The following is a 26959-nucleotide window of genomic DNA, read 5'->3' as shown; positions in this document are numbered from 1 at the left end:
GAAGGACGTCGCCGTGGTGCTCGCCCGTCGCCCCAAGGAGGGCCCGTTCCGCCAGGGCCCGGCCTACCGCACGGCCGTGGACGTGCTGAAGCCCCTGCTCATGGTGCTGACGCACAAGGACTGGTCCGGGCTCGAGCACGTCCCCGCCGACGGCGGCGTGATCCTCGTGGTCAACCACCTCTCGGTCGTCGACCCCATCGGCACCGCGCGCTTCGTGCACGACACGGGCCGCCGCCCGCGCTTCCTCATCAAGTCGAGCCTGTTCGAGGTGCCGCTGGTGGGCTGGGTGTTCCGCGGCTCGGGCCAGATCCCCGTGCACCGCGACTCCCGCGACGCCGCGAAGGCCTTCCGTGCGGCCGTGAAGGCCGTGCAGGAGGGGGAGTGCGTGGTCATCTACCCCGAGGGCACGACCACCAAGGACCCCGGGATGTGGCCGATGCAGGCCCGCACCGGTGCTGCCCGCATCGCGCTGCTGACCAAGTGCCCCGTCATCCCCGTCGCCCAGTGGGGGGCGCAGGAGATCCTCCCCCGCGGGGCGAAGGTCCCGAAGCTGCTGCCCCGCAAGCGGCTCGCCTTCCGCGTCGGTCCGCCGGTGCCGCTGGAGGACCTGCGTGAGCGCCCGATGACCGCGGAGGTCCTGCGCGACGCGACCGAGCGGATCCTCGGCGCCATCACGCACGAGCTCGAGGTCCTGCGCGGGGAGCAGGCTCCCGCGGAGCGCTACGACCCCAAGGGCGACGAGAAGTCCGGCGGAGCTGCATGACCAGCAGCGTCGCCGTCCTCGGCGCCGGGTCCTGGGGCACCGCGTTCTCCCAGGTGCTCGCCGACGCCGGCAACGACGTACGCCTCTGGGCCCGCCGCTCGTCGGCCGCCGAGGAGATCCGCAGCAGCAGGCAGAACGCCGCCTACCTGCCGGGGATCCACCTCCCCGAGGCCGTACGCGCCACCGCCGACGCCCGCGAGGCGCTCGACGGGGCCGAGGTCGTCGTGCTCGCCGTGCCGTCGCAGACGCTGCGCGCGAACCTCGCGGCCTGGGCGCCCGACCTCCCCGCGGGCGCGGCGTTCCTCAGCCTGGCCAAGGGGATCGAGTCCGGCAGCTGCCTGCGGATGAGCGAGGTGGTGACGCAGAGCCTCGCCGTCGCCGAGGAGCGGGTCGCCGTCCTCACCGGCCCCAACCTCGCCCGCGAGATCGCCGAGCGGCAGCCCGCCGCGGCCGTCATCGGCGCCCGCGACGAGGAGGTCGGGCGGCGGTTGCAGGAGGTCTGCGCCACGGCGTACTTCCGCCCCTACACCAACCCCGACGTCGTCGGCTGCGAGCTGGGTGGCGCGGTGAAGAACGTCATCGCCCTCGCCGTCGGGATGGCGGTCGGCATGGGGCTCGGCGACAACGCGAAGGCGAGCCTCGTGACCCGCGGGCTCGCCGAGACCGCGCGGCTCGGTGCCGCGCTCGGCGCCGACCCGCTGACGTTCGCCGGCCTCGCCGGGCTGGGCGACCTGGTGGCGACGTGCTTCTCGCCCCTGTCGCGCAACAGGTCCTTCGGGGAGCGGCTCGGTCGCGGTGTGCCGCTCGAGGAGACGAAGGCGCTCATCCACCAGACCGCCGAGGGCGTCGGGTCGGCGGAGTCCGTGCTCGAGCTGGCCCGGAGCCACGGCGTCGACATGCCCATCACCGAGCAGGTCGTGCGCGTGGTCCGCGAGGGAGCGTCGCCGCGCGAGGCCGTGGAGGCCTTCATGGCGCGGAGCACGAAGCCCGAGCGCTAGCGCGCGTCCAGCGCGTCGCTGAGGTCCGCCCAGAGGTCCTCGACGTCCTCGACCCCGACCGAGAGCCGGACGAGGCCCTCGGGGACGTCGGCGCTCTCCGCGGCGTGCCGGCGGCGGCGCTCGAGCGTCGACTCGACGCCGCCGAGGCTCGTCGCGGGCAGCCACAGCCGGCAGCCGGCGACCAGCCGCTCCGCGGGCTCCGCGCCACCCCGGACGTCGAGGCAGACGATCGAGCCGTAGCCCGCCAGCTGCTCGGTCGCCCGCGCGTGCCCCGGGTCCGAGGCGAGCCCGGGGTAGCGCACCCGCTCGAGCGCCGGGTGGCCCTCGAGCCGTCGGGCGAGCTCGAGGGCGTTGGCCTGCGAGCGCTCCACGCGCAGGTGCAGCGTGCGCAGGCCACGGAGCACCAGCCAGGCCTCCATCGTCCCGGGGATCGCCCCGCCCGCGGAGCGCGACTCGACGAGCGCCGCGGAGAGCTCCTCGGAGCGCGTGACGGCGACGCCGAGCAGCGCGTCCGAGTGCCCGGCGAGGTACTTCGTCGCCGAGTGCACGACGACGTCCGCCCCCAGGTCGAGCGGTCGCAGCACCAGCGGGGAGCAGAACGTCGCGTCCACGGCGACGAGCGCGCCCACCTCGTACGCGGCGGCGACGAGCGCGGGCAGGTCGGCCACGGCGAGCAGCGGGTTGGTCGGCGACTCCACCCAGAGCAGGTCCGCCCCGGGCAGCGCCGCCACGACCGCGGCGGTGTCGGCGGGGTCGACGAGGCGGACCTCGCCGACCCGCCCGAGGCGGTGCAGCCGCTCCAGCCCGACGAGCGTGCCGCTGTAGCAGCCGACGGGCGCGACGACCGTGCCGCCGACCGGCACGCGGTCCAGCACGGCGGAGACGGCGGCGGTCCCCGATCCGTACGCCGTGGCCGTGCCGCCGTCGAGCGTCCCCAGCACCTCCTCGAGCGCGGCCCACGTGGGGTTGCCGAACCGGCCGTACGCGACGGCACCGTCCTGCACGTAGGTCGAGCTGAACACCGGCGGGACCACCGCCGGGGCGCCGGGGAGGCGCTCGGGCCGCCCGCCGGCGACGACCTGGGTGGCGGGGGAGAGGGCGCGGGAGCGGGGCTGCATCGGTCCAGCCTGCCGTGCCAGGGAGCGTCGGTCGCAGGCGGTAGGGTCGCCGCGATGTCGACCCCTGCAGCACCGACCCCGGCCGCACCGGCAGAGCCGGCCACCCCGGTAGAGCCGGCGAAGCCGCGCGTCGCGCTGCTGTTCGGCGGCCGCAGCTCCGAGCACGCGGTCTCCTGCGTCTCCGCGGGCTGCGTCCTGCGCGCCCTCGAGGGCTCGCGGTGGGAGGTCGTGCCCGTCGGCATCACGCTCGAGGGCCGCTGGGTGCTCAGCGAGGGCGACGCGGACGCGCTCGCCATCACCGACGGCACGCTGCCGGAGGTGGCGGGCGACGGCCCGTCTCTGCTGCTCGCCGCCGACCCGACGACGCCGCCGCTCGTCGTGCGCGACCCCGCCGACGTGCCGGCCGTGCTGGGTGCGGTCGACGTCGTGCTGCCGCTGCTCCACGGCACGTTCGGCGAGGACGGCACCGTCCAGGGCCTGCTCGAGCTGGCCGGGGTGCGCTACGTCGGCAGCGGCGTCTTCGCCTCGGCCGCCGCCATGGACAAGGGCCACATGAAGGCCGCGCTCGTCGCGGCCGGCCTCCCCGTCGGCCCGTACGCCCTGGTGACCGACCGCGAGTGGCGCAGCGACCGCGCGGGCGCGCTCGACCGCGTGCGTGCGCTGGGCCTGCCGGTCTTCGTCAAGCCCGCGCGCGCGGGCTCCAGCGTCGGCATCACCAAGGTCTCCGACTGGGCCGACCTCGAGGGTGCGGTCGAGCTGGCCCGCCGGCACGACCCGCGGGTCATCGCCGAGGCGATGGTTCCCGGCCGCGAGATCGAGGTCGGGGTGCTCGAGGGCGAGGACGGCGCGGCGCCGGAGGCCAGCGTGGTCGCCGAGATCCACGTCGACCCGGCCCACGAGTTCTACGACTTCGCCGCGAAGTACCTCGACGGCTCCACCCGCATCAACGTCCCCGCCGACCTGCCGCCGGGCGTCGCGGACGAGGTCCGGGCGCTGGCGGTCCGCGCCTTCGACGCGCTCGGCTGCGAGGGGCTCGCCCGGGTGGACTTCTTCCTCGCCGCGGACGGCACCCCCGTCCTCAACGAGGTCAACACGATGCCGGGCTTCACCCCCGCCTCGGTGTTCCCGCAGGCGTGGGCGGCGAGCGGGGTCGACTACCCCGCGCTCGTGGACCGGCTGCTGCGCACGGCCCTGGCCCGCCCGCTCGGCCTGCGCTAGCCGCTCAGCCCGCGGGCACCACGTCGGTGCAGCCGGTGCCCCTCTCCGCCGTCGTGCGCACCGCGGCGTCGAGCGCCTGGAGCGGCGCCGTCGCGTACGCCCCCGGCACCACCAGCTCCACGGCCGGCGTGCGCGCGAAGCTCACGAGCAGCGTGCTGCCGGTCTGCGGCACGACGATCCAGTCGACGGTGCCGCCCGACATGCAGTCGAGGTCGGGGGAGGGGCCGGGCTCGCGCACGCCGCAGCGCAGCGTGATCGCGGGATACCCGTACGCCGCGGTCAGCGGGCTGCCCGGCCGGGTCGTGCGGCGGGGCTGGCCGGCGAGGGTCGCGGGGAGCGCGGCGGTGACCTTCGTGCAGGCGGCGGTCGCGGCCGCCGAGAGCCCGGGCGGCGGAGTGACGGCCGGCGGCAGGGACGAGCGGACGAGGGCGACGCCGCCCAGTCCCGCGGAGGCGACGGCGAGGACGCCGAGGGCGGGGGCGGCGAGGGCGGTGGCGCGGTTCAGAGGGCGACCACCGAGCAGGTCAGCGTGCGGGTGACGCCCTCGATCGACTGCACCGGCGTGATGACCGCCGTGCCGAGCTCGTCGAGGGTCGGGGCGGAGGCCCGCACCACCACGTCGTACGGGCCGATGACCGCCTCCGCGCTGGCGACCCCGGGCACGGCCGCGGCGGCCGTGGCGACCGCGGCGGAGGCGCCGACCTCGGTCTGGACGAGGATGTAGGCATGCACCACGGCGACTCCCTCGCTCCTGCTGCGGACCCGGCGGCCGCCGTGGACGCCGAGGTGCAGGCTACTCCGACCACCCCGACGGTCCGCGAGGCCGGCGAGTTCGCGGTCGTGGCCGCCGTCACCGCCCGCCTGCCGCAGTCCGCGCTCGTCCTGCTCGGGCCCGGCGACGACGCCGCGGTCGTCCGCGCGCCCGACGGCCGGGTCGTCGTGACGACCGACGTGCTCGTCGAGGGCGTGCACTTCCGCCGCGACTGGTCGAGCGCACTCGAGGTCGGCCGGAAGGCCGCCGCGCAGAACCTCGCCGACGTCGCGGCGATGGGCGCGGTCCCCACCTCGGTCGTCGTGGGGCTGGCGGCGCCGGCCGACCTGCCGGTGGCGTGGGCGGAGTCCCTGGCGGACGGCCTGCGGACGGAGTGCGCCGTCGTCAGCGTCAGCGTGGTGGGGGGCGACATGACGCGCGCCGGCCAGGTCGTCATCAGCGTCACCGCGCTGGGCGACCTCGAGGGCCGCGACCCGGTGACCCGCTCCGGCGCGCGGCCGGGCGACCTCGTCGTGGTCGCCGGCCGGCTCGGGCGCTCGGCGGCGGGGCTGGCCCTGCACCTGCGGGGCGACGCCGGCCTGCTGCAGCGCCACGCGGAGCTGGCGGCGGCGCACCGGGTCCCGGCCCCGCCGTACGCCGCGGGCCCGGCGCTCGCCCGCGCGGGCGCGAGCGCGCTGCTCGACACCAGCGACGGGCTGCTGCAGGACCTCGGGCACGTGGCGCGGGGGAGCGGTGTGCGGCTCGAGCTGGACGCTGCCGCCCTGGAGGACGACGTGCGCGCCCTCGCCGCGTGCGCGGAGGAGCTGGGCGAGGACCCGTGGGCGTGGGTGCTCGGCGGGGGCGAGGACCACGCGCTGGCCGGGTGCGTCCCGGCCGGGACGGCGCTCCCGCCGGGCGTGCGCGTCGTCGGCAGGGTCGTGGCGGGGAGCCCGGAGGTGGTCGTGCCGGGCGTGGCGCGGCCCGGCTCCACGGGCTGGGACTCCTACCGCTGACGCGAGCAGGCCGGCCGCCCGAGGGGCGACCGGCCTGGTGCTCAGGGCGCGACGAGCGCGACCCGGAGGGCGCTAGGCGCGCGCGACCTTGCCCGCCTTGAGGCAGGAGGTGCAGACGTTCAGGCGCTTCGGCGTGCGGCCGACCAGCGCGTGCACCGTCTGGATGTTGGGGTTCCAGCGGCGACGGGTGCGGCGGTGCGAGTGCGAGATGCTGTTGCCGAAGCCCGGGCCCTTGCCACAGACGTCGCAGTGGGAAGCCACGGAGCTCCTCCGGAGGGGGTCGTTGCGATCAGGAGTGCGCCCGGGTCGGTGCCCGGGCAACCGCAGTAGCGTACCGGACCCGGGGCGCCCGGCACCAATCCGCACCCGGGAGCGGGCCGCAGCGGACCCGCAGCGCCGGACGGCCTCCTGTCGGTGCCCCCGGCTAGTCTGCTGCGACGCCGGCAGGCGCAGGGCTGACGAGCAGGAGTCGACGTGAGCGGGAGCGGGGCGGCTGCAGCGCTCGCGGCCCCGGCCGACGCGGTGGACGGGCCGGCGATGCGGGCCTGGACGCAGCTCGCCCTGCACGCGCTGGGCGCCGCGCGCGCGGAGATCGACGCGCTCAACGTCTTCCCGGTCGCCGACGGCGACACCGGCACCAACCTCTACCTCACCCTCGAGGCCGCGGCGACGGCCGCCGCGGCCCTGCCCGACGACGCCGACCTCGCCGCCACCGTGCGGACCGTCGCGCGCGGCGCGCTGATCGGCGCGCGGGGCAACTCCGGCGGCATCCTCAGCCAGCTGCTCCGCGGCATCGCGCGCACGCTCGCCGACGAGGAGGCCCGGGCGACGCCGTGGGCCAACGCCGACCTGCTCGCCGAGGCGCTGCGCTGCGCCGCCGACAGCGCCTACGACGCCGTCGTCACGCCCGTCGAGGGGACGATGCTGAGCGTCGCCCGCGCCGCCGCCGAGGCCGCGGCGGCCGAGCCCGTCCGCGCGGTCGAGCCGGTCGTGGTCGCCGCCGCGCGCGGTGCCCGCGAGGCGCTCGCCCGCACCCCCACCCAGCTCGAGCCGCTCGCCCGCGCGGGTGTCGTCGACGCGGGCGGCCAGGGGCTCGTCGTCCTGCTCGACGCCCTGGTCGCGGTCGTGACCCGCACCCCGCTGCCGCCGCGCGCGACCGCTCCGGCCGCGGCGCCCCTGCCGCACGAGCCCGGCACCGACGGCGAGTTCGAGGTGATGTACCTCCTCGACGCCACCGACGAGGCGGTCGACGCCCTGCGACCTTCCCTCGCCGCGCTCGGCGAGAGCGTCGTCGTCGTGGGCGGCGAGGGGCTCTGGAGCGTGCACGTGCACACCGACGACGCCGGTGCCGCGGTCGAGGCGGGCATCGCCGCCGGTCGCCCGCACCGGATCCGGGTCAGCGCCCTGCGCACTCCCGCCGCCAGCGCGGCGAGGCGGGTGGTCGCCGTGCTCGTCGCCGAGCCCGCGGTGGCCGAGCTCGTGGCGGCCGCCGGCGCCCTGCCGCTCGCCGCGACCGCCGACGACGTGCTGCGGGCCGTGCGCGGCGCCCACGCCCGGGAGGCGGTGGTCGTCGCCGGGCCGGACGGACGGCCAGCGGCGGAGGTCGCCGTCCGCGCGCTCTCCCGCGACGGCGTACGCGCCTCCCTCGTCCCGCTCGAGCACGACCTGCAGGCGCTGGCCGCCGTGGCCGTCGCCGCGCCCGAGCAGCCGCTCGAGGAGGACGCCGCCGCGATGCGCGCAGCCGCGGGGGCCATGCGCTGCCGTCGGGTGGCGCCGGACCGCCTCGACGCCGAGCTCGACGGCCTGCTCGCGGGGGGCGGCGAGCTCGTGACCGTGCTCGCCCCCGAGCAGCGCGCGGCCGCTGTGGAGTCCGCGCTCCGGGCGGCGAGGCCGGCGCTGGAGGTCGTCGTCCACGCCGTCGGTGCCGCCTCCGACCTGCTCGTCGGGGTGGAGTGAGGTGCGGACCGACGAGGTGCTGGGCGCGCCGCTGTCGCGCGCCGTGGGCAGCAGCGCGGCGGCGCTCGAGAAGTCGCTGGGGCTGCGCACGGTCGGCGACCTGCTGCACCACTACCCCCGGCGCTACCAGGACCGCGGCAAGCTCACGGACCTCACCCGGCTCCCGCTCGACGAGCACGTCACGGTCATGGCCCGCGTCGAGCGCTCGAGCAGCCGGCGGACCAACGGCGGCAAGTACCTCACCACCGTCGTCGTCACCGACGGGCGGGGCAGCGTCGAGCTCACGTGGTTCGGCCGCGACCACCGGCTGCGCTCGCTCACGACCGGCAAGGTCGGGCTGTTCTCCGGCAAGGTGAGCCGCTTCCGCACGACGCTCCAGCTGCTCCAGCCCGACTTCATGCTCCTCGACCAGGACGACGACGGCCTGGAGGCGGTCGACGCCTTCACCGGCGCGCTCGTCCCGGTCTACGCCGCCTCCGCGCAGATGCCGACGTGGAAGATCGCCAAGGCCGTGCGCGTGGTCCTCGACACCCTGCCTCCGCTCGACGACCCGCTCCCGCCCGAGCTGCACGCCGAGCAGGACCTCATCTCGCTGCGCGAGGCGCTCCAGCTCGTCCACCAGCCGCGCGACCTGCGCGAGGCCGAGCAGGCCCGGCGGCGGCTGCGCTGGGACGAGGCCTTCGTGCTGCAGACCCTGCTCGTGCAGCGGCGCGTCGCCGCCCGCTCCCTGCCGGCCACGCCCCGGCCGCGGAGGGCGGGGGGACTGCTCGACGCGTACGACGCCCGCCTGCCCTTCGAGCTCACCCGCGGCCAGGTCGAGGTCGGCGCGGCGATCGAGGCGGACCTCGCCCGCACGTACCCGATGAACCGGCTGCTCCAGGGCGAGGTCGGCTCGGGCAAGACGCTGGTCGCGCTGCGCGCGATGCTCACCGTCGTCGACGCCGGCGGGCAGGCGGTGCTCCTCGCGCCCACCGAGGTGCTCGCCCAGCAGCACGCCCGCTCGATCCGCGCCGCGCTCGGCCCGCTCGCCGAGGGCGGGCTCCTGGGCGGCGCCGACAGCGGCACCCGGGTCGCGCTGCTCACCGGGTCGCTGTCGACCGCGGCGCGCCGCCGGGCGCTGCTCGAGATCGCGAGCGGCGACGCGGGCATCGTCGTCGGCACGCACGCCCTGCTCGAGGACAGGGTGCAGTTCCTCGACCTGGGGCTCGTCGTCGTCGACGAGCAGCACCGCTTCGGCGTGGAGCAGCGCGACGCCCTGCGCGCGCGGAGCACCGACCCGCCGCACGTCCTCGTCATGACGGCGACGCCGATCCCGCGCACGATCGCGATGACGGCGTTCGGCGACCTCGAGGTCTCCGAGCTCACCGAGCTGCCCGCCGGTCGCTCTCCCATCGCCACCCACGTGGTGCCGGCGGGGGAGAAGCCGCACTTCCTCGAGCGGACCTGGCAGCGGCTGCGCGAGGAGGTCGCGCAGGGCCGGCAGGCCTACCTCGTCTTCCCGCGGATCGGCGACTCGCCCACGGGCGAGGGGGGCGTCGAGGACGAGCGCGAGGAGCCGCCCGACGACGGCGAGCGCCGCCCGCCGCTGGGGCTGCTCGAGGTGGCGCCCGGGCTGGCCGAGGGCCCGCTCGCCGGGCTGCGCACCGAGGTCCTCCACGGCCGCATGCACCCGGACGACAAGGACCGGGTGATGCGGGCCTTCGCCGCGGGCGAGGTCGACGTGCTGCTCGCGACGACCGTCATCGAGGTGGGCGTCGACGTGCCCAACGCGACCGTCATGGTCGTGCTCGACGCCGACCGGTTCGGGGTCTCGCAGCTGCACCAGCTGCGCGGGCGCGTCGGGCGCGGCGGGCACGCGGGGCTCTGCCTGCTCGTGACCGACGCGGCTCCGGGGAGCGGCGCGCGCGAGCGGCTCGACGCCGTCGCGGCGACGACGGACGGCTTCGCGCTGTCCCGGCTCGACCTCGAGATGCGCCGCGAGGGCGACGTGCTCGGGGCCCGCCAGTCCGGCACCCGGTCCAGCCTGCGGCTGCTCTCCGTGCTGCGCGACGAGGACGTCATCGCCGAGGCGCGCGCCGCGGCCGAGCGCGTCATCGCCGAGGACCCCGCGCTCCAGCGCCAGCCGCTGCTGCGCCTCGCGATCGAGCAGGTCGTCGACCCGGACCGCGTCGACTACCTGGACAAGGCATGACGGGGAGCAGGGCGTGACGCGCGTCATCGCGGGCGCCGCCGGCGGGAGGCGGCTCGCGGTGCCGCCCTCCGGGACGCGACCGACCTCGGACCGCGCCCGCGAGGGGCTCTTCTCCACGCTGCAGGCGCTGGCCGGGCCGCTCGACGGGCTGCGCGTCGCGGACCTCTACGCCGGGTCCGGCGCCGTCGGCCTCGAGGCGCTCAGCCGCGGCGCCGTGGGCGTGGTCCTCGTCGAGTCGGCGCCCCGTGCCGTCGCCGTCGTCCGCGCCAACGCCGCGTCGCTGGGCCTGCCCGGCGCCGAGGTCCTCGCGCTGCCGGTCGAGCGGGCCGCCGCCGCGCCGCCGCCCGGGGGACCGGTCGACGTCGCGTTCCTCGACCCGCCGTACGCCCTCGAGGCGAGCGCCCTCGCCGCCGTCCTCGCCGACCTCGCCGCCTCGGGCTGGTTCGCCCCCGAGGCGGTCGTCGCCGTCGAGCGCGCGACGCGCGGGGGAGCGTTCCCGTGGCCGGCGGGTTTCGCGGCGCTGCGCGAGCGGGCCTACGGCGAGGCCACGATCTGGTACGCCGCGGCCCCCTAGCCCCGGCGCGCGATCAGGTCCACCACGGCGTGGCCCTTGGCGAGGCCCTGCTGCTCGAAGCGCGTCACCGGCCGCCAGTCGGGCCGGGCCCCCTCGTGCTCGACCGTCCACGCGGGCGAGGCGTGCAGCAGGGCGCTCATCTGCCCGGCGTAGTCGGCCCAGTCGGTGGCGAGGTGCAGGCGGCCACCGGCGCGTACCCGGTCGGCGGCGAGCGCCAGGAAGTCCGGGCTCACGAGCCGCCGCTTGTGGTGGCGGGCCTTCGGCCACGGGTCCGGGAAGTACGCCCGCACCTCGTCGAGCGACCCCGGCCCCAACCGGTCGCGGAGCACCTCGACCGCGTCGCCCACGACGACGCGCACGTTGCCCAGCCCGAGCGCCGCGACCTCGCCGAGCAGGGCGCCGACGCCGGGGGTGTGGACGTCGACGGCGAGCACGTCGCGCGCCGGGTCGGCGGCCGCCATGCGCGCGGTCGTCTCGCCCATCCCGAACCCGATCTCGAGCACGAGCGGCGCGGTGCGCCCGAAGAGCCCGGCCACGTCGAGCGGCCCGTCGCCCTCGACTCCCCAGTGCGGCCAGCCCGCGTCGAGGGCCCGCTGCTGGCCGGCGGTGACACGGCTGCGGCGGGGATGGAAGGAGCGGATGTGGCGCGGGTGCTCGAGGTGCACCGGGGGAGCCTAGGCCCGCCCGGCTGGTACGTTGCCCGGCGTCCGCGGCGCAGGCGGCTCCCAGCAGAGCCCCGCCCAGCAGACCCGTGCCATCAGCAGACCGTCCAGCAGGGAGGTGCTCGTGACCAGCGGTGCCAGCACGACCGTCCGCCGGTGCATCTGCCCCGGCTCGTTCGACCCCGTGACCAACGGGCACCTCGACGTCATCGGCCGTGCCGCGCGGCTCTACGACGAGGTGACCGTCGGCGTCCTCGTCAACGCCACGAAGCGCGGGCTGTTCGACCTCGACGAGCGCATGGAGATGCTGCGCGAGGTCACCGCCGGCCTCGGCCGGGTCGAGGTCGTCGCGTTCAAGGGCCTGCTCGTCGACTTCTGCCGCGACCGCGACATCCCGGTCGTCGTCAAGGGCCTGCGCGCCGTGACGGACTTCGACTACGAGCTGCAGATGGCCCAGATGAACCACCGCCTGTCCGGGCTGGAGACGGTCTTCGTCGCCACCAACCCGGAGTACTCCTACCTGTCCTCGAGCCTCATCAAGGAGGTCTCGGCCTACGGGGGAGACGTCTCGGGGCTCGTGCCCCAGACTGTGCACGCGCGCCTGCTCGAGCGGCTCCAGCCGCCCGCCGGCGCCTAGCGCCGGCCCCGGCCGGCGCGGGAGGAGGGAGCCCGATGGACGTCCACACCAAGCTCGACGAGCTCACGGCGATGGTGACCGAGGCGCGCTCGATGCCGATGTCGGCCTCGTGCATCCTCAACCGGGCCGAGGTGCTCGCGCTGCTCGACGAGGTCCGCGAGCTGCTCCCCGAGGAGCTCCACCACGCCGAGACCGTGCTCGAGGAGCGCGACGCGGTGCTCGACGACGGGCGCCGCGAGGCCGAGCGGATCATCGAGGACGCCCGCGCCGAGCAGGCCCGCCTGGTCGACGAGCAGGAGGTCGTCCAGGAGGCGCACCGCCGCGCGGTGCAGATCGTCGACGACGCGCGGTCGCTCTCGGCGCAGATGCGCGACGAGACCGACGACTACGTGGACGCGAAGCTCGCCTCGTTCGAGGTCGCGCTGGGCAAGACGCTCGCCGCGGTCACCCGCGGGCGGGAGAAGCTGCGCGCGCGCAGCGCGGAGGAGCTCGCCGCCGACGACGGCGAGGAGCTCGAGCAGGCGCCGGAGGGGGCCTACCTCGGCGACCCGTACGCCGGCGCGGGCTACGCCGAGGAGGGCGACGAGCCCGGCACGTACGCTGGTCAGCGCACCGCCCCGGGTGGCGCCGCTCGCGACGACGTGGAGCGCGGCCGCCGGATCCGGTAGTGTTGACCCTCGGTCCGACACCGGTCGTGCCGTCCTGCCCCAGGACGGGTCGTCTGGAGTCGAGCCGCCGTGGCCTCCCCCGAGGCCGTCGTGAAGGACCGCCACCATGCCACGCCGAGACAGAGAGCCGGACACGGCTCGCCTCGACCCGCGCGACCCGTTCGTGATCGACACCCGCGAACTCGGCCGCCGACCGGGCTCGATGCGCAGCCTGACCCGCTCGGTGCCCGCGCCGAAGCACCTGGGGACGGACGTGATCGGCGTGCCGGAGGGCTCCACGATGGAGCTCGAGCTTCGGCTCGAGGCCGTCATGGAGGGGGTCCTCGTGTCGGGGACGGCGCAGGGCCAGGTCCGCGGGGAGTGCGTGCGGTGCCTGGAGCCGCTCGAGGAGACCCTCGAGGTGGACCTCCAGGAGCTCTACGCCTACCCCGGGTCGTCGTCGGCCGAGGCCGACGAGGACGAGGTGCACCAGCTCGAGGGCGACCTGCTCGACCTCGAGCCCGTGGTGCGCGACGCGGTGGTGCTCGCACTGCCGCAGCAACCGGTGTGCGAGGAGGACTGCGCCGGGCTGTGCGTCGAGTGCGGCGCGCGCCTGTCGGACGACCCCGAGCACACGCACGAGGCGCTCGACCCGCGCTGGGCCGCCCTGGGCGGCCTGCTCGGGGAGCAGCGCCCCGAGCAGCCCTAGCACCACCGCACCACCCAGCAGCACCCGCAACCCCAAGCCCCACCAGTACGAGGAGTTCGTCGTGGCCGTTCCCAAGCGCCGGATGTCGCGCAGCAACACCCGCTCCCGGCGCGCGCAGTGGAAGGCGACGCCCGTCACCCTCGTCGCCTGCGAGCGCTGCCGCTCGCCCAAGCTGCCGCACACCGCGTGCGGGACGTGCGGGACCTACGCCCGCCGCCAGGTCCTGGACGTCTGAGGCCGGGCGCGCCCGTGGCGCCCGCCGCCGGCCCGGACGCGACGCGTCCGGGCCCGTCCCACCCGCGCGAGCTCGCCGAGCGGCTCGGCGTCGACTACACCGGCGCCACGCTCGAGCGTGCGCTGACGCACCGCTCCTACGCTTACGAGCACGGTGGCCTGCCCACCAACGAGCGGCTCGAGTTCCTCGGTGACGCCGTGCTCGGGCTGGTCGTGACCTCGACGCTGTACGAGCGGCACCCCGACCTGCCCGAGGGCCGGCTCGCCAAGCTGCGCGCCGCGGTCGTCAACATGCGCGCGCTCGCCGACCTCGGCCGCGCCCTCGACGTCGGGGCGCACCTGCGCCTCGGGCGCGGCGAGGAGTCCACCGGCGGGCGGGACAAGTCCTCGATCCTCGCCGACACCATCGAGGCGCTCATCGGCGCGGCGTACGTCGACGTCGGCCTCGACGAGGCCGCCGCCCTGGTGCACCGCCTGGTCGACCCGCTGCTGGACTCCGCGGCGGAGCTCGGCGCCGGGCTGGACTGGAAGACCTCGCTGCAGGAGCTCGCCGCCGCCCAGGGCCGCGGGGCCCCGCACTACGCCCTCACCAGCGACGGGCCCGACCACGCGAAGACCTTCGTCGCCGTGGTCTCGGTCGACGCCGAGCCCTTCGGCACCGGCACGGGGCGCAGCAAGAAGGAGGCCGAGCAGGAGGCCGCCGCGCAGGCGTGGGCGGCGCTGCGCGCGCTCGACGGCGCTGCCGACGCTGCTGGGACGGCTGCTGACGCCGCTGCTGACGGCGCGGCGCTCCCCACCGCCGGCTAGCCGTGCCGGAGCTGCCCGAGGTCGAGGTCGTCCGGCGCGGCCTCGAGGCCCACGTCACCGACCGCGAGCTCGCGGCCGTCGACGTCCTGCACGCCCGGGCCGTGCGCCGCCACGTCGCCGGTGCGGGCGACCTCTCCGACCGCCTGGCCGGGCGCGTGCTGCGCCGGCCCCAGCGGCGGGGGAAGTACCTCTGGGTGCCGCTCGACTCCCTCGAGGGCCCGGGCGAGGCCCTCGTCGTCCACCTCGGCATGAGCGGCCAGCTGCTCGTGCAGGACCCGGCCGCACCGGACGAGCGCCACCTGCGGGTGCGCCTGCGCTTCGCCGACGGCGGGCCCGAGCTGCGCTTCGTCGACCAGCGCACCTTCGGCGGCGTCGCCCTCGTGCCCACCGGGGCCGACGGCGTGCCGGTCATAGTGGAGCACATCGCGCGCGACCTGCTCGACCCGCTCGAGGACGACGCCGCGGTCGCCCGGGCCCTGCGGGCGAAGCGGACCCAGCTCAAGCGCGCCCTGCTCGACCAGACGCTGGTGAGCGGCATCGGCAACATCTACGCCGACGAGGCCCTCTGGCGCGCGCAGCTGCACTGGGCGCGGCCCACCGACCGGCTCAGCCGGGGCGACGCGCTCGCGGTCCTCGGCGCGGCCCGCGAGGTCATGGTCGAGGCGCTCGACCAGGGCGGCACGTCGTTCGACGCGCTCTACGTCAACGTCAACGGGCAGAGCGGGTACTTCGACCGGTCGCTCGCGGCCTACGGCCAGGAGGGCCGGCCCTGCCCGCGCTGCGGGACGCTGGTCGTGCGCGACCCCTTCATGGGGCGCTCGTCGTTCTCCTGCCCGCACTGCCAGCGCCCGCCCCGGGGCTGGCGGCGCGAGGTGCCCGCGCGCGCCCGCGAGAGCGTACGCGGCTGAGCCCGCGCCGCGCGACGACCGTCACCGGATCGAGACCGACCGTTGACGTCGTCGCAACCTGGTGAGACCCTTGAAGCCCGCCCGCAGCACATCCCGCCGTCCGCACCCGGACCGGCGAGGCGCTCGCGAGCCCGGAGACCCCGGAATCCCAGGTGGAGGACGTTCAACATGGCGAAGGCGCTCTTCGGTCACGTCGGTGGCCCGGACCCGCGGATGCTCGCGGACGTGCGCCGGCTCCAGCAGCGCGTGCGCGACCTCGAGGCCGAGGTCGCCCGGCTGCAGGCCGACAACGACACCCTGCGCACCCTCGGCGCCCTCGAGCACGAGCTCGACGGCGTCAAGATGGACCGCGTGCAGGAGCCCGCGCTCGCCTAGCGGCGGCGCGTCCCCGCGACGCAGCGCACCAGCGCAGCAGCACCCGAGCCGGTCCGCCCTGCGGGCCGGCTCGTCGCTGTGCCCGCTGGTCGCTGTGCCCTCCCGTCACGAGGCCCTGGCGCCGCCGCTCGCCCGGCCAGGGCCGACGGCCGCGTCGGCTAGCGTGCTCCTGCCGCGCACCGCGCCGGCCGCCGTCCCCGCAGACCTGTCCCGTACGCCGCTGGAGGGGGTCCCGTGCACCTCAAGAGCCTGACGCTGCGGGGCTTCAAGTCCTTCGCCTCCGCCACGACGCTGCGCTTCGAGCCGGGCATCACGGCGGTCGTCGGCCCCAACGGCTCCGGCAAGTCCAACGTCGTCGACGCCCTCGCCTGGGTCATGGGCGAGCAGGGGGCGAAGAGCCTGCGCGGCGGCAAGATGGAGGACGTCATCTTCGCCGGCACGTCCGGCCGGGCGCCGCTCGGGCGCGCCGAGGTGAGCCTCACGATCGACAACGCCGACGGGGCGCTGCCGATCGCGTACTCCGAGGTGACCGTCACCCGCACGCTGTTCCGCAACGGCGGCAGCGAGTACCAGATCAACGGCTCGGCCTGCCGGCTGCTCGACGTGCAGGAGCTGCTCTCCGACTCCGGCATCGGCCGGGAGATGCACGTCATCGTCGGCCAGGGCCAGCTCGACGCGGTGCTGTCCGCGACGCCCGAGGACCGCCGCGGGTTCATCGAGGAGGCCGCCGGCGTCCTCAAGCACCGCAAGCGCAAGGAGAAGGCGCTCCGCAAGCTCGACGCGATGCAGGGCAACCTCACCCGCCTGCAGGACCTCACCGGCGAGCTGCGCCGCCAGCTCAAGCCGCTCGGCCGCCAGGCGGAGGTCGCACGCCGCGCCCAGACCGTCCAGGCCGACGCGCGCGACGCGCGGCTGCGGCTGCTCGCCGACGACCTGGTGCAGCTCACCGCGCAGCTCGAGGCCGACGTCGCGGACGAGCGGGCGGTGCGCGCCCGCCGCGCCCAGGTGGAGGAGGCGCTCGCCGCCGCGCGCACGCAGGAGGCCGAGCTCGAGGCCCGCGCCCAGGCCGAGGCGCCGCGCGCGGCCCGCGCCCAGGAGACGTGGTACGCGCTGTCCTCCCTGCGCGAGCGGCTCACCGGCACCGCCGGGCTCGCCGGGGAGCGGCTGCGCGGCCTGGTCCGCCAGCTCGAGGCGCCGCCGGAGCGCGGGGGCGAGGGCCGGGACCCCGACGCGATGGAGCAGCAGGCCGCCCGGGTCCGCGAGGAGGAGGCGGGCCTGCTCGCCGCCGTGGGCACCGCGAAGGAGCAGCTGGGGACCGTCGTCGAGCAGCTCCGCGACGCCGAGCGCGCGCTGACGGAGGAGGAGCGGGCCCTCGCCACCGCCGTACGCGCCCGCGCCGACCGCCGCGAGGGCCTCGCGCGCCTGGCGGGCCAGGCGTCGGCAGCGCGCAGCCGCGTGGACGCCGCCGAGGCGGAGCTGGGCCGGCTCGCCTCCGCGCGCGACGAGGCGCTCACCCGCGCCGACCAGGCCAAGGTGCGCTTCGCGGCGCTCGAGACCCAGGTCGCGGGCCTCGACGCGGGCGAGGAGGACCTCGACGACGAGCACGAGCAGGCGAGCGCGGCCCTCGACGAGATCGCCGAGCGGGTCGAGGCCCTCGTCACCGAGGAGCGCGAGGCCGAGCGCGAGCGCGCCGCGCTCACGGCGCGCGTGGAGGCCCTGCGCCTCGGGCTGGCCACGCGCGACGGGGCCGGCGCGCTGCTGGCCGACGGGAGCCCCGTCGCCGGCGTGCTCGGGACCGCCGCGCGGCTGGTCGAGGTGCGCCCGGGCTGGGAGACCGCCGTGGCCGCCGCGCTCGGCGAGGCCGCCGAGGCCGTCGTCGTCGAGGGGCTGACGGGCGCGGTGAGCGCCGTCGAGCACCTGCGCGCGGGGGACCACGGGAGGGCCGGGCTGCTCGTCGCTGGCGCACCCGCCGCGGCGACGCAGCCGCTCGCGCTGCGGGAGGGGGAGACCGCCGCCCGCGAGCTGGTCTCCGCGCCCGAGCAGCTGCTGCCGGCGCTGGGCCTCCTGCTCGACGGCACGGTCGTCGTCGACGACCTCGCCGCTGCGGCCGCCCTCGTCGAGCGCGAGCCGGGGCTGCGCGCGGTGACCCGGGACGGCGACGTCGTCCGGGCCGGGTTCGTCCGCGGCGGGTCCAGCGCGGCTCCCAGCCTGCTCGAGGTGCAGGCGGCGGTCGACGAGGCGGAGCGCGCCCTGGCCGAGGCCTCCCACCGTGTCGAGCGCGCCCGCTTCGGGCTGTCGGCGGCGCGGACCGAGGGACGCGCCGCCGAGGAGCGCGTGGAGGCGGCGCTCGCCCGGCTGCACGAGTCCGACGCGCGGATGGCGGCGGTGGCTGAGGAGCTCGGGCAGCTGGGGGCGGCGGCCCGCGCCGCGGCCGCCGAGGCCGAGCGGCTCGCCACCCGGCTCCAGTCCGCGCAGGACGGGCTGGCCGGACTGCGGACGGCGGCGGAGGAGCTCGAGCAGCGCCACACCGCCGCGCAGGAGGCGCCCGACGAGGGTGAGCCGAGCCGCGAGCAGCGCGACCGGCTCGCCGAGCGCGGCGCCGAGCTGCGCCGCGCCGAGATGGAGGCGCGGCTCGCCGTCCGCACGGCGGAGGAGCGCGCCCGCGCGCTGGCCGGTCGTGCCGACGCGCTCGAGCGCGGCGCCCGCCAGGAGCGGGAGGCCCGCCAGCGCGCGGCCGAGCGCCGGGAGCGCCAGGAGCGCGAGGCCGCGGTCGCCCGCGCCGTCCTCGACGGCGCCGAGCAGGCGCTCGGCCGCCTCGCGGCCTCCCTCGAGCTCGCCGCCGAGGAGCGCACGGCCGCCGACGCCGCGCGCGCCGCCGTGGCCGAGCGGCTCGCGGCCGCCCGCTCGACCACTCGCGGGCTCGCCGCGGAGCTCGAGCAGCTCGTCGACTCCGTGCACCGCGACGAGGTCGCCCGCGCCGAGCAGCGGATGCGCGTCGAGGCGCTGCGCCAGCGCGCGGTCGAGGAGCTCGGGACCGACCCCGACGCCCTCGTCGAGGAGTACGGCCCCCACCAGCTCGTCCCGCCCTCGATCCCCGTCCCGGGCGAGCCCGAGCCGGAGGAGGAGCCGCAGCCGCACCCGTACGTCCGGGCGGAGCAGGAGAAGCGGCTCCGCACGGCCGAGCGCGCGCTGACCGCGCTCGGCAAGGTCAACCCGCTCGCGCTGGAGGAGTTCGCCGCGCTCGAGGAGCGGCACAAGTTCCTCACCACCCAGCTCGAGGACCTCAAGGCGAGCCGGCGCGACCTGCTCGACATCGTCAAGGAGGTCGACGAGCGCGTCCAGCAGGTCTTCACCGAGGCCTACGCCGACACCGCGCGCGAGTTCGAGGGCGTGTTCTCGCGCCTGTTCCCGGGCGGCGAGGGCCGGCTGGTCCTCACCAACCCGGACGACATGCTCACCACCGGCATCGAGGTCGAGGCGCGACCGCCGGGGAAGAAGGTGAAGCGGCTCTCGCTGCTCTCCGGCGGCGAGCGCTCGCTCACCGCCGTGGCCCTGCTCGTCGCGATCTTCAAAGCCCGGCCGAGCCCGTTCTACGTCATGGACGAGGTCGAGGCCGCGCTCGACGACACCAACCTCGGGCGGCTGCTCGTCATCCTCGAGGAGCTCCGCGCGAGCAGCCAGCTCATCATCATCACGCACCAGAAGCGCACGATGGAGATCGCGGACGCGCTGTACGGCGTCACCATGCGCGGCGACGGCGTCACCACCGTGATCAGCCAGCGGCTGCGCGAGCCGGGGGAGCGGCAGCCGGTCGAGGACGGGCCGCCGGAGGAGCTCCCAGCCCCCGCACAGGCGGCGACGGTATCCTCATGACCGTTATGAGTGCATTCCTGGCTGGCATCGCCGTGTCCCTGCTCCTCGCCGCGCTCGTCCTGGCGCTCGTGGCCTACCCCCACCGCGGGCGCCGCGTCCCCGGTCCCGAGGTTCTCAGCGGCGCCCTCGACCGGGTCGGCTCGAAGGTCACCGACGCCCTGGACGAGGTCTCGGCCTGACATCCGCTCCCCGCTCGGGCCCCGCTCCGGGCGGGCCCGTCCGGGTGAGAGGCTGAGGCGTGGTCACCGTCATCGTCCTCGTCGTCGTGCTCCTGCTGGTCCTCGCGGGGGTCGCCGCCGCGGCGCTGCTCGCTCCCCGCCGCCGCCGCGTGGTCCCGCCGAGCGGCGGCCGGGGTTCGACCGTGCTGCAGCCCGGCGTGGACTACCCGCCGGGCGTGGGCGACGACGTCACCGTCCCGCGGGACACGCCGACCCGTACGCTCGAGGACCTCCCGCTCCCGGGCGTCGAGGAGCCGCTGGAGGTCGACGAGACCCCGGAGCTCCTCCTCGAGCGCCCCGAGCCCGTCGCGGGCCGGCTCGTCCGGCTGCGCGCCCGGCTCTCCCGCTCCCAGACCAGCCTCGGCCGCGGCCTGCTCGCACTGCTCTCCCGCGACTCCCTCGACGAGGACACGTGGGAGGAGGTCGAGGACACCCTGCTGACCGCCGACGTCGGCGTGGGCCCGACCCAGGAACTCGTCGAGCGGCTGCGCACCCGCGTGCGCGTGCTCGGCACCCGCAGCCCCGAGCAGGTGCGCGACCTGCTCCGCGAGGAGCTGCTCGCCCTCGTCGCCCCCGAGCTCGACCGCACGCTCGCGACGACCCGGCACCCGGACGGCCGCCCCGCCGTCGTCCTCGTCGTCGGCGTCAACGGCACCGGCAAGACGACGACCGTGGGCAAGCTCGCCCGGGTGCTCGTGAGCGAGGAGAAGGACGTCGTGCTCGGCGCGGCCGACACGTTCCGCGCGGCCGCGGCCGAGCAGCTCACCACGTGGGGCGAGCGCGTGGGCGTCCCCACCGTGCGCGGCCCGGAGGGCGCCGACCCGGCGTCGGTCGCGTACGACGCGCTCGAGCAGGGCACCCAGCTCGAGGCCGACGTCGTGCTCGTCGACACGGCGGGGCGCCTGCAGAACAAGGTCGGGCTCATGGACGAGCTCGGCAAGGTCAAGCGCGTGCTCGAGCGCAAGGGCCCGGTCGACGAGGTGCTGCTCGTGCTCGACGCCACCACGGGGCAGAACGGCCTGATCCAGGCCCGCGTGTTCTCCGAGGTCGTCGCCGTCACCGGGATCGTGCTCACCAAGCTCGACGGCACGGCCAAGGGCGGCATCGTCGTCGCGGTCCAGCGCGAGCTGGGCGTCCCGGTCAAGCTCGTCGGGCTCGGCGAGGGTCCCGACGACCTCGCGCCGTTCGAGCCCGCGGCGTTCGTCGACGCCCTGGTGGAGTAGGCGGACCGACGCCTTAACGGGCCCGTAACACCCGGGCAGCCGCTGTTACGTCCCTGGAACACGTCCTCCTAGGACGCGAAACGTCGGCGCATCACTCTCTGGACCACAGTCGGTCCCCAGAGAGGTGCGGGATGCAAATCAACTCGGGTGATGCCGCGTGGATGCTCGCGAGCTCCGCGCTGGTGCTCTTCATGACCCCAGGCCTGGCGTTCTTCTACGGCGGCATGGTCCGGTCGAAGAGCGTGCTCAACATGCTGATGATGAACTTCGCGTGCATCGGCGTGGTCACGCTGCTGTGGGTGCTGTTCGGCTACTCGCTCGCCTTCAAGGGCACCAACCCGGTGATCGGCAACTTCGACGCCTTCGGCCTCAAGGGCACGATCACCGGCATCTTCGGGGCGAAGGGTGACCAGTACCCCGAGCTCATCTTCTCGGCCTTCCAGCTGATGTTCGCCATCATCACCCCGGCGCTCATCAGCGGCTCGATCGCCGACCGCGTGAAGTTCGGCGCGTGGATCACCTTCGTCGCGCTCTGGACGACGATCGTGTACTTCCCGGTGGCGCACTGGGTGTTCTACTTCAACAACGGCCAGGGCGGCTGGATCGCCGACCACCTGCACGCGATGGACTTCGCCGGTGGCACCGCGGTCCACATCAACGCCGGCGCCGCCGGTCTCGCCCTCGCCATCGTCCTGCGCAAGCGGGTCGGCTGGCCGCGCGAGCCCATGCGCCCGCACAACCTGCCGCTCGTCCTGCTCGGCGCCGGCATCCTGTGGTTCGGCTGGTTCGGCTTCAACGCCGGCTCCGCGGTGACCGCCGGCTCGGGTGCCGCCCTCGCCTTCATGAACACCCAGGTGGCCACGGCCTCCGCGGCCATCGGCTGGATCGTCGTGGAGAAGGTGCGTGACGGCCACTCGACGACCCTCGGCATCGCCTCGGGCGCCGTCGCCGGCCTCGTCGCCATCACCCCGGCCTGCGGCTCGATCAACCCGATCGGGGCGATCATCCTCGGCATCGCGGCCGGCGCGATCTGCGCCTTCGCCGTGGGCCTGAAGTACCGCTTCGGCTTCGACGACTCGCTCGACGTCGTGGGCGTCCACCTCGTCGGCGGCATCGTCGGCACGCTCGCCATCGGCGTCCTGGCGACGGGCACCGCCATCAAGGCGACCGGCTCGCTCGGCCAGGCCGGCTTCTGGGACGGCGGCGACTTCACCCAGCTCGGCAAGCAGGCGCTGGCCGCGGGTGCGGTCCTCGCGTACTCCTTCATCATCGCCGCGATCCTCGGCTTCGCGATCGACAAGACGATCGGCTTCACGGTCGACGAGGAGACCGAGGTCAACGGCATCGACCAGGGCGTGCACGCCGAGACCGGCTACGAGTTCAGCGGCTTCGGCGGCTCGCTCGGCGGTGCGGCGCGCTCGGTCATCGGCACCCAGGGCTCGCAGGAGAGGATCGACGCATGAAGCTCGTGACGGCCGTGCTGAAGCCGTTCAAGCTCGACGACGTGAAGACCGCGCTGGAGGCCTTCGGCGTCCACGGGCTGACGGTCTCCGAGGCCAACGGCTACGGCCGGCAGAAGGGCCACACCGAGGTCTACCGCGGTGCGGAGTACACCGTCGACCTCGTCCCGAAGGTCCGCCTCGAGGTCCTCGTCGACGACGCGGACGCCGAGGACGTCGTGGACGTCATCACGAAGTCCGCGCAGACCGGCCGGATCGGCGACGGGAAGGTCTGGGTCGTCCCGGTCGACACCGTCGTGCGGGTGCGCACCGGCGAGCGCGGGGCAGAGGCCCTCTAGCCGACAGGCCCGAGCGACCAGCAGGACGGCAGGAGGAAGGCGGGGGATGACGCTCTCAGGTGCACGGCCCGAGTCGGTCACCCCGCGCACCCCCGCCGAGTTCGTCGCCGAGCGCAAGGCGCTGCTGGCCCGGCCGGGACTCCCCGGTCCGGGCCGGCGGCGCGCGCTGGCCGACGCCACGGACGACTGGCTGCGGGAGATGTACGCCGCCGCCCTCCCCGGCGCGCAGGAGGGGGTCGCCCTCGCCGCCGTCGGGGGACACGGCCGGGGGTCCCTCTCCCCGGCGAGCGACCTCGACCTCGTGCTCCTGCACGACGGCGCCCGCGGGCCCGAGGAGGTCGCCCGGGTCGCCGAGGCGCTCTGGTACCCCATCTGGGACTCCGGGCTGCGGCTCGACTACTCGGTCCGCACCCCCGGCGAGGCGCGCAAGGTCGCCTCGCAGGACCTCTCGGTGCTGCTCGGCCTGCTCGACCTGCGGGTGGTCGCCGGCAGCGAGGCGCTGGGGGCCAAGCTGCGCAGCGCCGTCCTCGACGACTGGCGCTCGAGCGCCCGCGGCCGGCTCGGCGAGCTGCTCGAGTCCTGCCGGGAGCGCTGGCGCCGGGCGGGGGAGGTCGCCTTCCTCCTCGAGCCCGAGCTCAAGGAGGGCCGGGGCGGCCTGCGCGACGTCGTCGCCCTGCGCGCGGTGGCGGCCTCCTGGGTCGCCGACCGCCCGCACGGCGACCTCGACGGCGCCGCCGAGCGGCTGCTCGACGTGCGCGACGCCCTGCACCTCTCCTCGGGGCGCGCGCTCGACAAGCTGCTCCTCCAGGAGCAGGACGCCGTCGCCGCGGCGCTCGGCATCGCCGACGCCGACTCCGTGCTCCGCGTCGTCGCCGACGCGGCCCGCACCATCGCGTACGCCGGGGACACGACGTGGCGCCGGGTGGAGCAGCTGCTCGCCCCGCGCCGCCGGTCCCCGCTGTTCACCGCCCGTCGTCCGCCCCGACCCCGGATCCTCGCCCCCGGGCTCGCCGAGCACGAGGGGGAGCTGGTCTTGGGCCGAGACGGCGTCCTCGACACCGATCCCGTCCTCCCGCTGCGCGCCGCCGCGGTGGCCGCGCAGGCGGGGCTCCCGCTGTCGCCCGGCACCGCCGAGCGGCTGGCGGCGTCGAGCCCGCGCATGCCCGAGCCCTGGCCGCAGGAGGCGCGCGACGCGCTCGTCACCTTCCTCGGCGCCGGGGCGGGCACGGTCCGCGTCTGGGAGGCCCTGGACCAGGCCGGCGTCATCGAGGCGCTGCTGCCGGAGTGGGCCCTCGTGCGCAACCGCCCGCAGCGCACGCCCGTGCACCGCTGGACCGTCGACCGGCACAGCGTCGAGACCTGCGTGCAGGCGGCGTCGCTGACCCGCCGCGTCACGCGCCCGGACCTCCTGCTCGTCGCGGCCCTGCTCCACGACATCGGCAAGGGCAAGCGCCGCGGTGACCACGCCCGGGAGGGCGCCGTGCTCGCCGGGCCGGTCCTCGCCCGGCTCGGCTTCGCGCCGGCCGACGCCCAGGTGGTCGTCACGCTCGTCCGGGAGCACCTCCTGCTCGTCGACACTGCCACGCGGCGCGACATCGACGACCCGGCGACCGCGGTGCGGGTGGCCGACGCCGTCGGGTCGGTCGAGGTGCTCGACCTGCTCGCGACGCTGACCGAGGCGGACGCCCTCGCCGCCGGCCCGGCCGCGTGGTCCGACTGGCGAGCCGGGCTCGTCGCCGAGCTCACCCGGCGCGTGCGCGCCCACCTGCGGGGGGAGCCGCCGCCGCCGGCGACGCCGCTCACGCCGGAGCAGCTCGCCCTGGTCGACCAGGGCGACCTCGCGGTCGCGGTGCGCCCGGAGGGCGGCGGCTGGGCCGTCACCGTGGTCGCACCCGACCGGCGGGGCCTGCTCTCCACGGTGGCGGGCGTGCTCGCGCTGCACCGGCTCTCGGTGCGCTCCGCCGCCCTGCGCACCGAGCGCGGCATCGCCGTCGACACGTGGTCGGTGACCGCGGAGTTCGGCGACCCGCCGGTGCTCGAGGCGCTGCGCGACGACATCGACCGCGCCCTCGACCGGCGGCTCGACGTGGCCGCCCTGCTCGAGCGGCGCGAGGCCTCCCGCCCGCCCGCGCGCGGCCCGAAGGTGCCGGCCTCCGTCGAGGTGGTGGAGGGCGCGAGCGAGAGCGCCACCGTGCTGGAGGTGCGGGCGAGCGACCGGCTCGGGCTGCTCCACCGGCTGGGCCGCGCCCTCGCGTACGCCGGCATCGACGTGCGCTCGGCGCGGGTCGCGACCCTCGGCGCCGAGGCGGTCGACGTGTTCTACGTCGTCGACGGCGACGGCAGCCCGCTGGTGGCCGAGCGCGCGCGCGAGGTCTCGCGGATCCTCCGCGACGTGGCGAGCTAGCGCGCGAAGGGGCCGTCGAGCGCGGCCCACTGGAGCAGCAGCACGGTCTTCGCGTCGGCGATCCGCCCGTCGCGGACCATCGCGAGCGCCTCCGCGAAGGGCAGCTCGAGCACCTCGATGTCCTCGCCCTCCTCGGCGACGCCGCCGCCCGCGCCCGTGCGGTCGGTGGCGGTGTACGCCGCGGCGAAGCAGTGCAGCCGCTCGGTCACCGAGCCGGGGCTCATGAACAGCTCCATCACCGGCGTCAGCTCCCGCACCTCGACACCGAGCTCCTCCCGGGTCTCCCGGCGCACGGCGGTCTCGGGGTCGTCGGCGTCGAGCAGCCCGGCGGCGACCTCGACGAGCATGCCGTCCGGGTGGTCGTTGACGTACGCCGGGAACCGGAACTGCCGCGTGAGCAGCACGCACCCGCGCTCGGCGTCGTGGAGCAGGACGGCGGCACCGTTCCCGCGGTCGTAGGTCTCGCGCTGCTGGCGCTCCCACGTCCCGTCGGCGCGGCGGAGGTCGAACGTCGTACGGCGCAGGACGTGCCAGCCGTCGGAGACGACCTCCACGTCGCGCACGACGACGTCGGGGTTGCGCGCGAGGTCGCGGCCGACGGCGTCGAGGCCCGTACGCCCGCGGGAGTCCGGGACGTCCGTCCCTGCGCGGCTCACCCGACCCGCCGCTCGGGGAGGTCCTCGACGCGCTCGTAGACGGGCAGCCCGCGCTCGCGGGCGATGGCGACGTCCTGGTCCGCGCCGCGGGACTCGCCCGGCAGGCGGAGCACGGCGTCGCAGTGCTGGAGCAGCCGCTCGGCGGTCGGGTAGAGCACCTGCTCGGCCAGGGGGTCGGTCACGCCCGTGGCGCCGGCGCTGCGCAGGACCGGGAGGGCCACCCACTCGCCGATGACCGGGACGTGGCCGCGCTCGAAGACCGGCCAGGAGGCCTCCTCCAGGCGGGCGAGGTTCTGGGCCAGGAGTGCCGGGTCGTCCCCGGTCCCCGAGCGGTACGGCCCGGCGATGAGCACGAGCAGCGGTCGGTCGGTCGTGGTGGTCGTCATGGCGCTAGGATAGTCGGCAACATCGTGCAACAACAAGGGAGAACGTGCAGATGCTTGCCGCCGAGCGCAAGGAGCTGCTGCTCGCCCGCCTCGCCGCCGACGGCAAGGTCCTCGCCAAGGAGGCCGCTCTGCAGCTCGGCACCTCGGAGGACACGGTGCGGCGCGACCTGCGCGAGCTGGCGGCCGCCGGGCTCTGCCAGCGCGTCTACGGCGGGGCGCTGCCCGCGTCCCCCGCCGTCGTCGACTACGGCGCCCGGGCCGCTGTGGAGCCGGGGAGCAAGCGCCGCGTGGGTGCGGCGGCGGCCCGCCTCGTCCGGCCCGGCAGCGTGGTCGTCCTCGACGGCGGCACGACCACCCTCGCGGTCGTCGCCGCGCTCCCGCTCGAGCTCGCCTGCACGGTCGTCACGCACAGCCCGACCATCGCCTCCGCCCTGCTGCACCACCCGGCCGTCGAGGTCCTCCTCATCGGCGGGCGGCTCTTCAAGCACTCCGCGGTCGCCTGCGGCGCCGCCGCGGTGGAGGCGGCCCAGGCGTACTCCGCCGACCTGTTCCTCCTCGGCGTCACCGGCGTCCACCCCGATGCCGGCCTGACGACGGGAGACGCGGACGAGGCCGCGATGAAGCGGGCCCTGGCGGCGCGCAGCGCCGAGACGTGGGTGCTCGCGAGCGCGGAGAAGGTCGGCGCCGCCTCGCCGTACGCCGTGCTGCCGCTCGCCGAGGTCGCCGGCATCGTCACCGACGCCCCGTCGGGCTCGCCCGTCCTCGCCGCGCTCGAGGAGCGCGGCGTGCGCGTCCTCCGCACCGAGGAGGAGCCCGACGGGCGCGGCTAGGCTGGGGATC

The 26959-nt window shown here is 76.3% G+C and carries 28 protein-coding genes; 21 read left to right on the top strand and 7 right to left on the bottom strand.

Annotated elements, in window-relative coordinates:
* The first annotated feature begins 13 nt into the window (after window positions 1-13).
* Both EV189_RS12015 and EV189_RS12010 read left to right on the top strand, forming a co-directional pair.
* Window positions 14-763: a lysophospholipid acyltransferase family protein gene (locus EV189_RS12015; RefSeq protein ID WP_231116326.1), complete on the top strand. Its 750-nt coding sequence runs from the start codon at window positions 14-16 to the stop codon at window positions 761-763.
* Window positions 760-1761, top strand: coding sequence for an NAD(P)H-dependent glycerol-3-phosphate dehydrogenase (locus EV189_RS12010; protein WP_130493205.1), 1002 nt, complete (start codon window positions 760-762; stop codon window positions 1759-1761). Before EV189_RS12015 ends, EV189_RS12010 begins: the two co-directional genes overlap by 4 nt.
* Here EV189_RS12010 and EV189_RS12005 read toward each other — a convergent pair.
* Complete coding sequence (locus EV189_RS12005; RefSeq protein WP_130493204.1) at window positions 1758-2879, bottom strand: trans-sulfuration enzyme family protein; 1122 nt, start codon at window positions 2877-2879, stop codon at window positions 1758-1760. The two genes, EV189_RS12010 and EV189_RS12005, sit on opposite strands and share 4 nt — an antisense overlap.
* A 54-nt stretch (window positions 2880-2933) precedes the next feature.
* On the opposite strand from EV189_RS12005, the gene EV189_RS12000 reads away from it, so the two are divergent.
* Window positions 2934-4097 carry a D-alanine--D-alanine ligase family protein gene (locus EV189_RS12000; RefSeq protein ID WP_130493203.1) on the top strand — a complete coding sequence of 388 codons (1164 nt, stop codon included), beginning with the start codon at window positions 2934-2936 and terminating at the stop codon, window positions 4095-4097.
* Window positions 4098-4101: 4 nt separating this feature from the next.
* Here the strand turns inward: EV189_RS12000 and EV189_RS11995 are convergent, their stop codons facing one another.
* Both EV189_RS11995 and EV189_RS11990 read right to left on the bottom strand, forming a co-directional pair.
* Window positions 4102-4509, bottom strand: a complete 408-nt coding sequence (locus EV189_RS11995; protein ID WP_231116426.1) for a DUF3515 family protein — start codon at window positions 4507-4509, stop codon at window positions 4102-4104.
* A gap of 89 nt (window positions 4510-4598) precedes the next feature.
* The gene (locus EV189_RS11990) at window positions 4599-4832 is read right to left on the bottom strand and encodes an Lrp/AsnC ligand binding domain-containing protein (RefSeq protein WP_130493201.1); all 234 of its coding nucleotides are present in this window, start codon (window positions 4830-4832) and stop codon (window positions 4599-4601) included.
* Here EV189_RS11990 and EV189_RS11985 point away from each other — a divergent pair.
* A complete protein-coding gene (locus EV189_RS11985; RefSeq protein ID WP_130493200.1) occupies window positions 4824-5861 on the top strand; it encodes a thiamine-phosphate kinase in 1038 nt (345 codons plus the stop codon). The genes EV189_RS11990 and EV189_RS11985 overlap by 9 nt on opposite strands.
* Window positions 5862-5933: 72 nt before the next feature.
* Here the strand turns inward: EV189_RS11985 and rpmB are convergent, their stop codons facing one another.
* Window positions 5934-6122: a 50S ribosomal protein L28 gene (gene rpmB / locus EV189_RS11980; protein ID WP_130493199.1), complete on the bottom strand. Its 189-nt coding sequence runs from the start codon at window positions 6120-6122 to the stop codon at window positions 5934-5936.
* Between the two features lie 213 nt (window positions 6123-6335).
* Here rpmB and EV189_RS11975 point away from each other — a divergent pair, with 213 nt between their 5' ends.
* Genes EV189_RS11975 through rsmD form a run of 3 tightly spaced genes read left to right on the top strand, consistent with a single transcriptional unit; the run spans window position 6336 to window position 10582 of the window.
* Complete coding sequence (locus tag EV189_RS11975) at window positions 6336-7817, top strand: DAK2 domain-containing protein (protein ID WP_231116325.1); 1482 nt, start codon at window positions 6336-6338, stop codon at window positions 7815-7817.
* Between the two features lies 1 nt (window position 7818).
* Entirely contained in the window at window positions 7819-10008 is a 2190-nt protein-coding gene (gene recG / locus EV189_RS11970; RefSeq protein ID WP_231116324.1) for an ATP-dependent DNA helicase RecG, read from the top strand.
* Window positions 10009-10021: 13 nt separating this feature from the next.
* Entirely contained in the window at window positions 10022-10582 is a 561-nt protein-coding gene (rsmD, locus tag EV189_RS11965; protein WP_130493198.1) for a 16S rRNA (guanine(966)-N(2))-methyltransferase RsmD, read from the top strand.
* Here the strand turns inward: rsmD and trmB are convergent.
* On the bottom strand, window positions 10579-11247 hold the full coding sequence (trmB, locus tag EV189_RS11960) for a tRNA (guanosine(46)-N7)-methyltransferase TrmB (RefSeq protein WP_130493197.1): 669 nt from the start codon (window positions 11245-11247) through the stop codon (window positions 10579-10581). The two genes, rsmD and trmB, sit on opposite strands and share 4 nt — an antisense overlap.
* Window positions 11248-11368: 121 nt before the next feature.
* On the opposite strand from trmB, the gene coaD reads away from it, so the two are divergent.
* From coaD to EV189_RS11900, 13 genes are all read left to right on the top strand, one after another.
* Window positions 11369-11881, top strand: a complete 513-nt coding sequence (gene coaD / locus EV189_RS11955; protein WP_130493196.1) for a pantetheine-phosphate adenylyltransferase — start codon at window positions 11369-11371, stop codon at window positions 11879-11881.
* A 35-nt stretch (window positions 11882-11916) separates the two neighbouring features.
* Window positions 11917-12549, top strand: a complete 633-nt coding sequence (locus EV189_RS11950; protein WP_196788567.1) for an ATP synthase subunit B family protein — start codon at window positions 11917-11919, stop codon at window positions 12547-12549.
* 106 nt (window positions 12550-12655) lie between these two features.
* Window positions 12656-13237 carry a YceD family protein gene (locus EV189_RS11945; protein ID WP_130493195.1) on the top strand — a complete coding sequence of 194 codons (582 nt, stop codon included), beginning with the start codon at window positions 12656-12658 and terminating at the stop codon, window positions 13235-13237.
* 61 nt (window positions 13238-13298) lie between these two features.
* A complete protein-coding gene (rpmF, locus tag EV189_RS11940; RefSeq protein WP_130493194.1) occupies window positions 13299-13472 on the top strand; it encodes a 50S ribosomal protein L32 in 174 nt (57 codons plus the stop codon).
* 14 nt (window positions 13473-13486) lie between these two features.
* Entirely contained in the window at window positions 13487-14278 is a 792-nt protein-coding gene (rnc, locus tag EV189_RS11935) for a ribonuclease III (protein WP_130493193.1), read from the top strand.
* 2 nt (window positions 14279-14280) lie between these two features.
* The gene (gene mutM / locus EV189_RS11930) at window positions 14281-15186 is read left to right on the top strand and encodes a bifunctional DNA-formamidopyrimidine glycosylase/DNA-(apurinic or apyrimidinic site) lyase (protein WP_130493192.1); all 906 of its coding nucleotides are present in this window, start codon (window positions 14281-14283) and stop codon (window positions 15184-15186) included.
* A gap of 168 nt (window positions 15187-15354) precedes the next feature.
* Window positions 15355-15561 carry a hypothetical protein gene (locus EV189_RS11925; protein WP_130493191.1) on the top strand — a complete coding sequence of 69 codons (207 nt, stop codon included), beginning with the start codon at window positions 15355-15357 and terminating at the stop codon, window positions 15559-15561.
* A gap of 234 nt (window positions 15562-15795) precedes the next feature.
* Window positions 15796-19434: a chromosome segregation protein SMC gene (smc, locus tag EV189_RS11920; protein WP_130493190.1), complete on the top strand. Its 3639-nt coding sequence runs from the start codon at window positions 15796-15798 to the stop codon at window positions 19432-19434.
* Window positions 19435-19439: 5 nt separating this feature from the next.
* Window positions 19440-19613 (top strand): hypothetical protein, encoded by a 174-nt coding sequence (locus EV189_RS20210; RefSeq protein ID WP_165400273.1) that lies wholly within the window; start codon window positions 19440-19442, stop codon window positions 19611-19613.
* Between the two features lie 59 nt (window positions 19614-19672).
* Window positions 19673-20875 carry a signal recognition particle-docking protein FtsY gene (gene ftsY, locus EV189_RS11915; protein ID WP_165400272.1) on the top strand — a complete coding sequence of 401 codons (1203 nt, stop codon included), beginning with the start codon at window positions 19673-19675 and terminating at the stop codon, window positions 20873-20875.
* A 131-nt stretch (window positions 20876-21006) separates the two neighbouring features.
* A complete protein-coding gene (locus EV189_RS11910) occupies window positions 21007-22338 on the top strand; it encodes an ammonium transporter (protein ID WP_196788566.1) in 1332 nt (443 codons plus the stop codon).
* Complete coding sequence (locus EV189_RS11905; protein WP_130493189.1) at window positions 22335-22673, top strand: P-II family nitrogen regulator; 339 nt, start codon at window positions 22335-22337, stop codon at window positions 22671-22673. Before EV189_RS11910 ends, EV189_RS11905 begins: the two co-directional genes overlap by 4 nt.
* Window positions 22674-22719: 46 nt before the next feature.
* Window positions 22720-25077: a [protein-PII] uridylyltransferase gene (locus tag EV189_RS11900; RefSeq protein WP_130493188.1), complete on the top strand. Its 2358-nt coding sequence runs from the start codon at window positions 22720-22722 to the stop codon at window positions 25075-25077.
* Here EV189_RS11900 and EV189_RS11895 read toward each other — a convergent pair.
* Both EV189_RS11895 and EV189_RS11890 read right to left on the bottom strand, forming a co-directional pair.
* A complete protein-coding gene (locus EV189_RS11895; RefSeq protein WP_130493187.1) occupies window positions 25074-25733 on the bottom strand; it encodes an NUDIX domain-containing protein in 660 nt (219 codons plus the stop codon). The genes EV189_RS11900 and EV189_RS11895 overlap by 4 nt on opposite strands.
* The gene (locus EV189_RS11890; RefSeq protein WP_130493186.1) at window positions 25730-26119 is read right to left on the bottom strand and encodes a DUF4406 domain-containing protein; all 390 of its coding nucleotides are present in this window, start codon (window positions 26117-26119) and stop codon (window positions 25730-25732) included. The genes EV189_RS11895 and EV189_RS11890 overlap by 4 nt, the downstream gene beginning before the upstream one ends.
* A gap of 50 nt (window positions 26120-26169) precedes the next feature.
* Between EV189_RS11890 and EV189_RS11885 the strand changes: the two genes are divergently transcribed.
* On the top strand, window positions 26170-26949 hold the full coding sequence (locus tag EV189_RS11885; protein WP_130493185.1) for a DeoR/GlpR family DNA-binding transcription regulator: 780 nt from the start codon (window positions 26170-26172) through the stop codon (window positions 26947-26949).
* The last annotated feature ends 10 nt before the right edge of the window (window positions 26950-26959 follow it).

The sequence above is a fragment of the Motilibacter rhizosphaerae genome (genome assembly GCF_004216915.1).
In the GTDB taxonomy this organism is placed as follows: Bacteria; Actinomycetota; Actinomycetes; order Motilibacterales; family Motilibacteraceae; genus Motilibacter; species Motilibacter rhizosphaerae.
The sequence above is the reverse complement of the archived record's forward strand: the minus strand, read 5'-3'. Positions and strand labels throughout refer to the sequence as shown.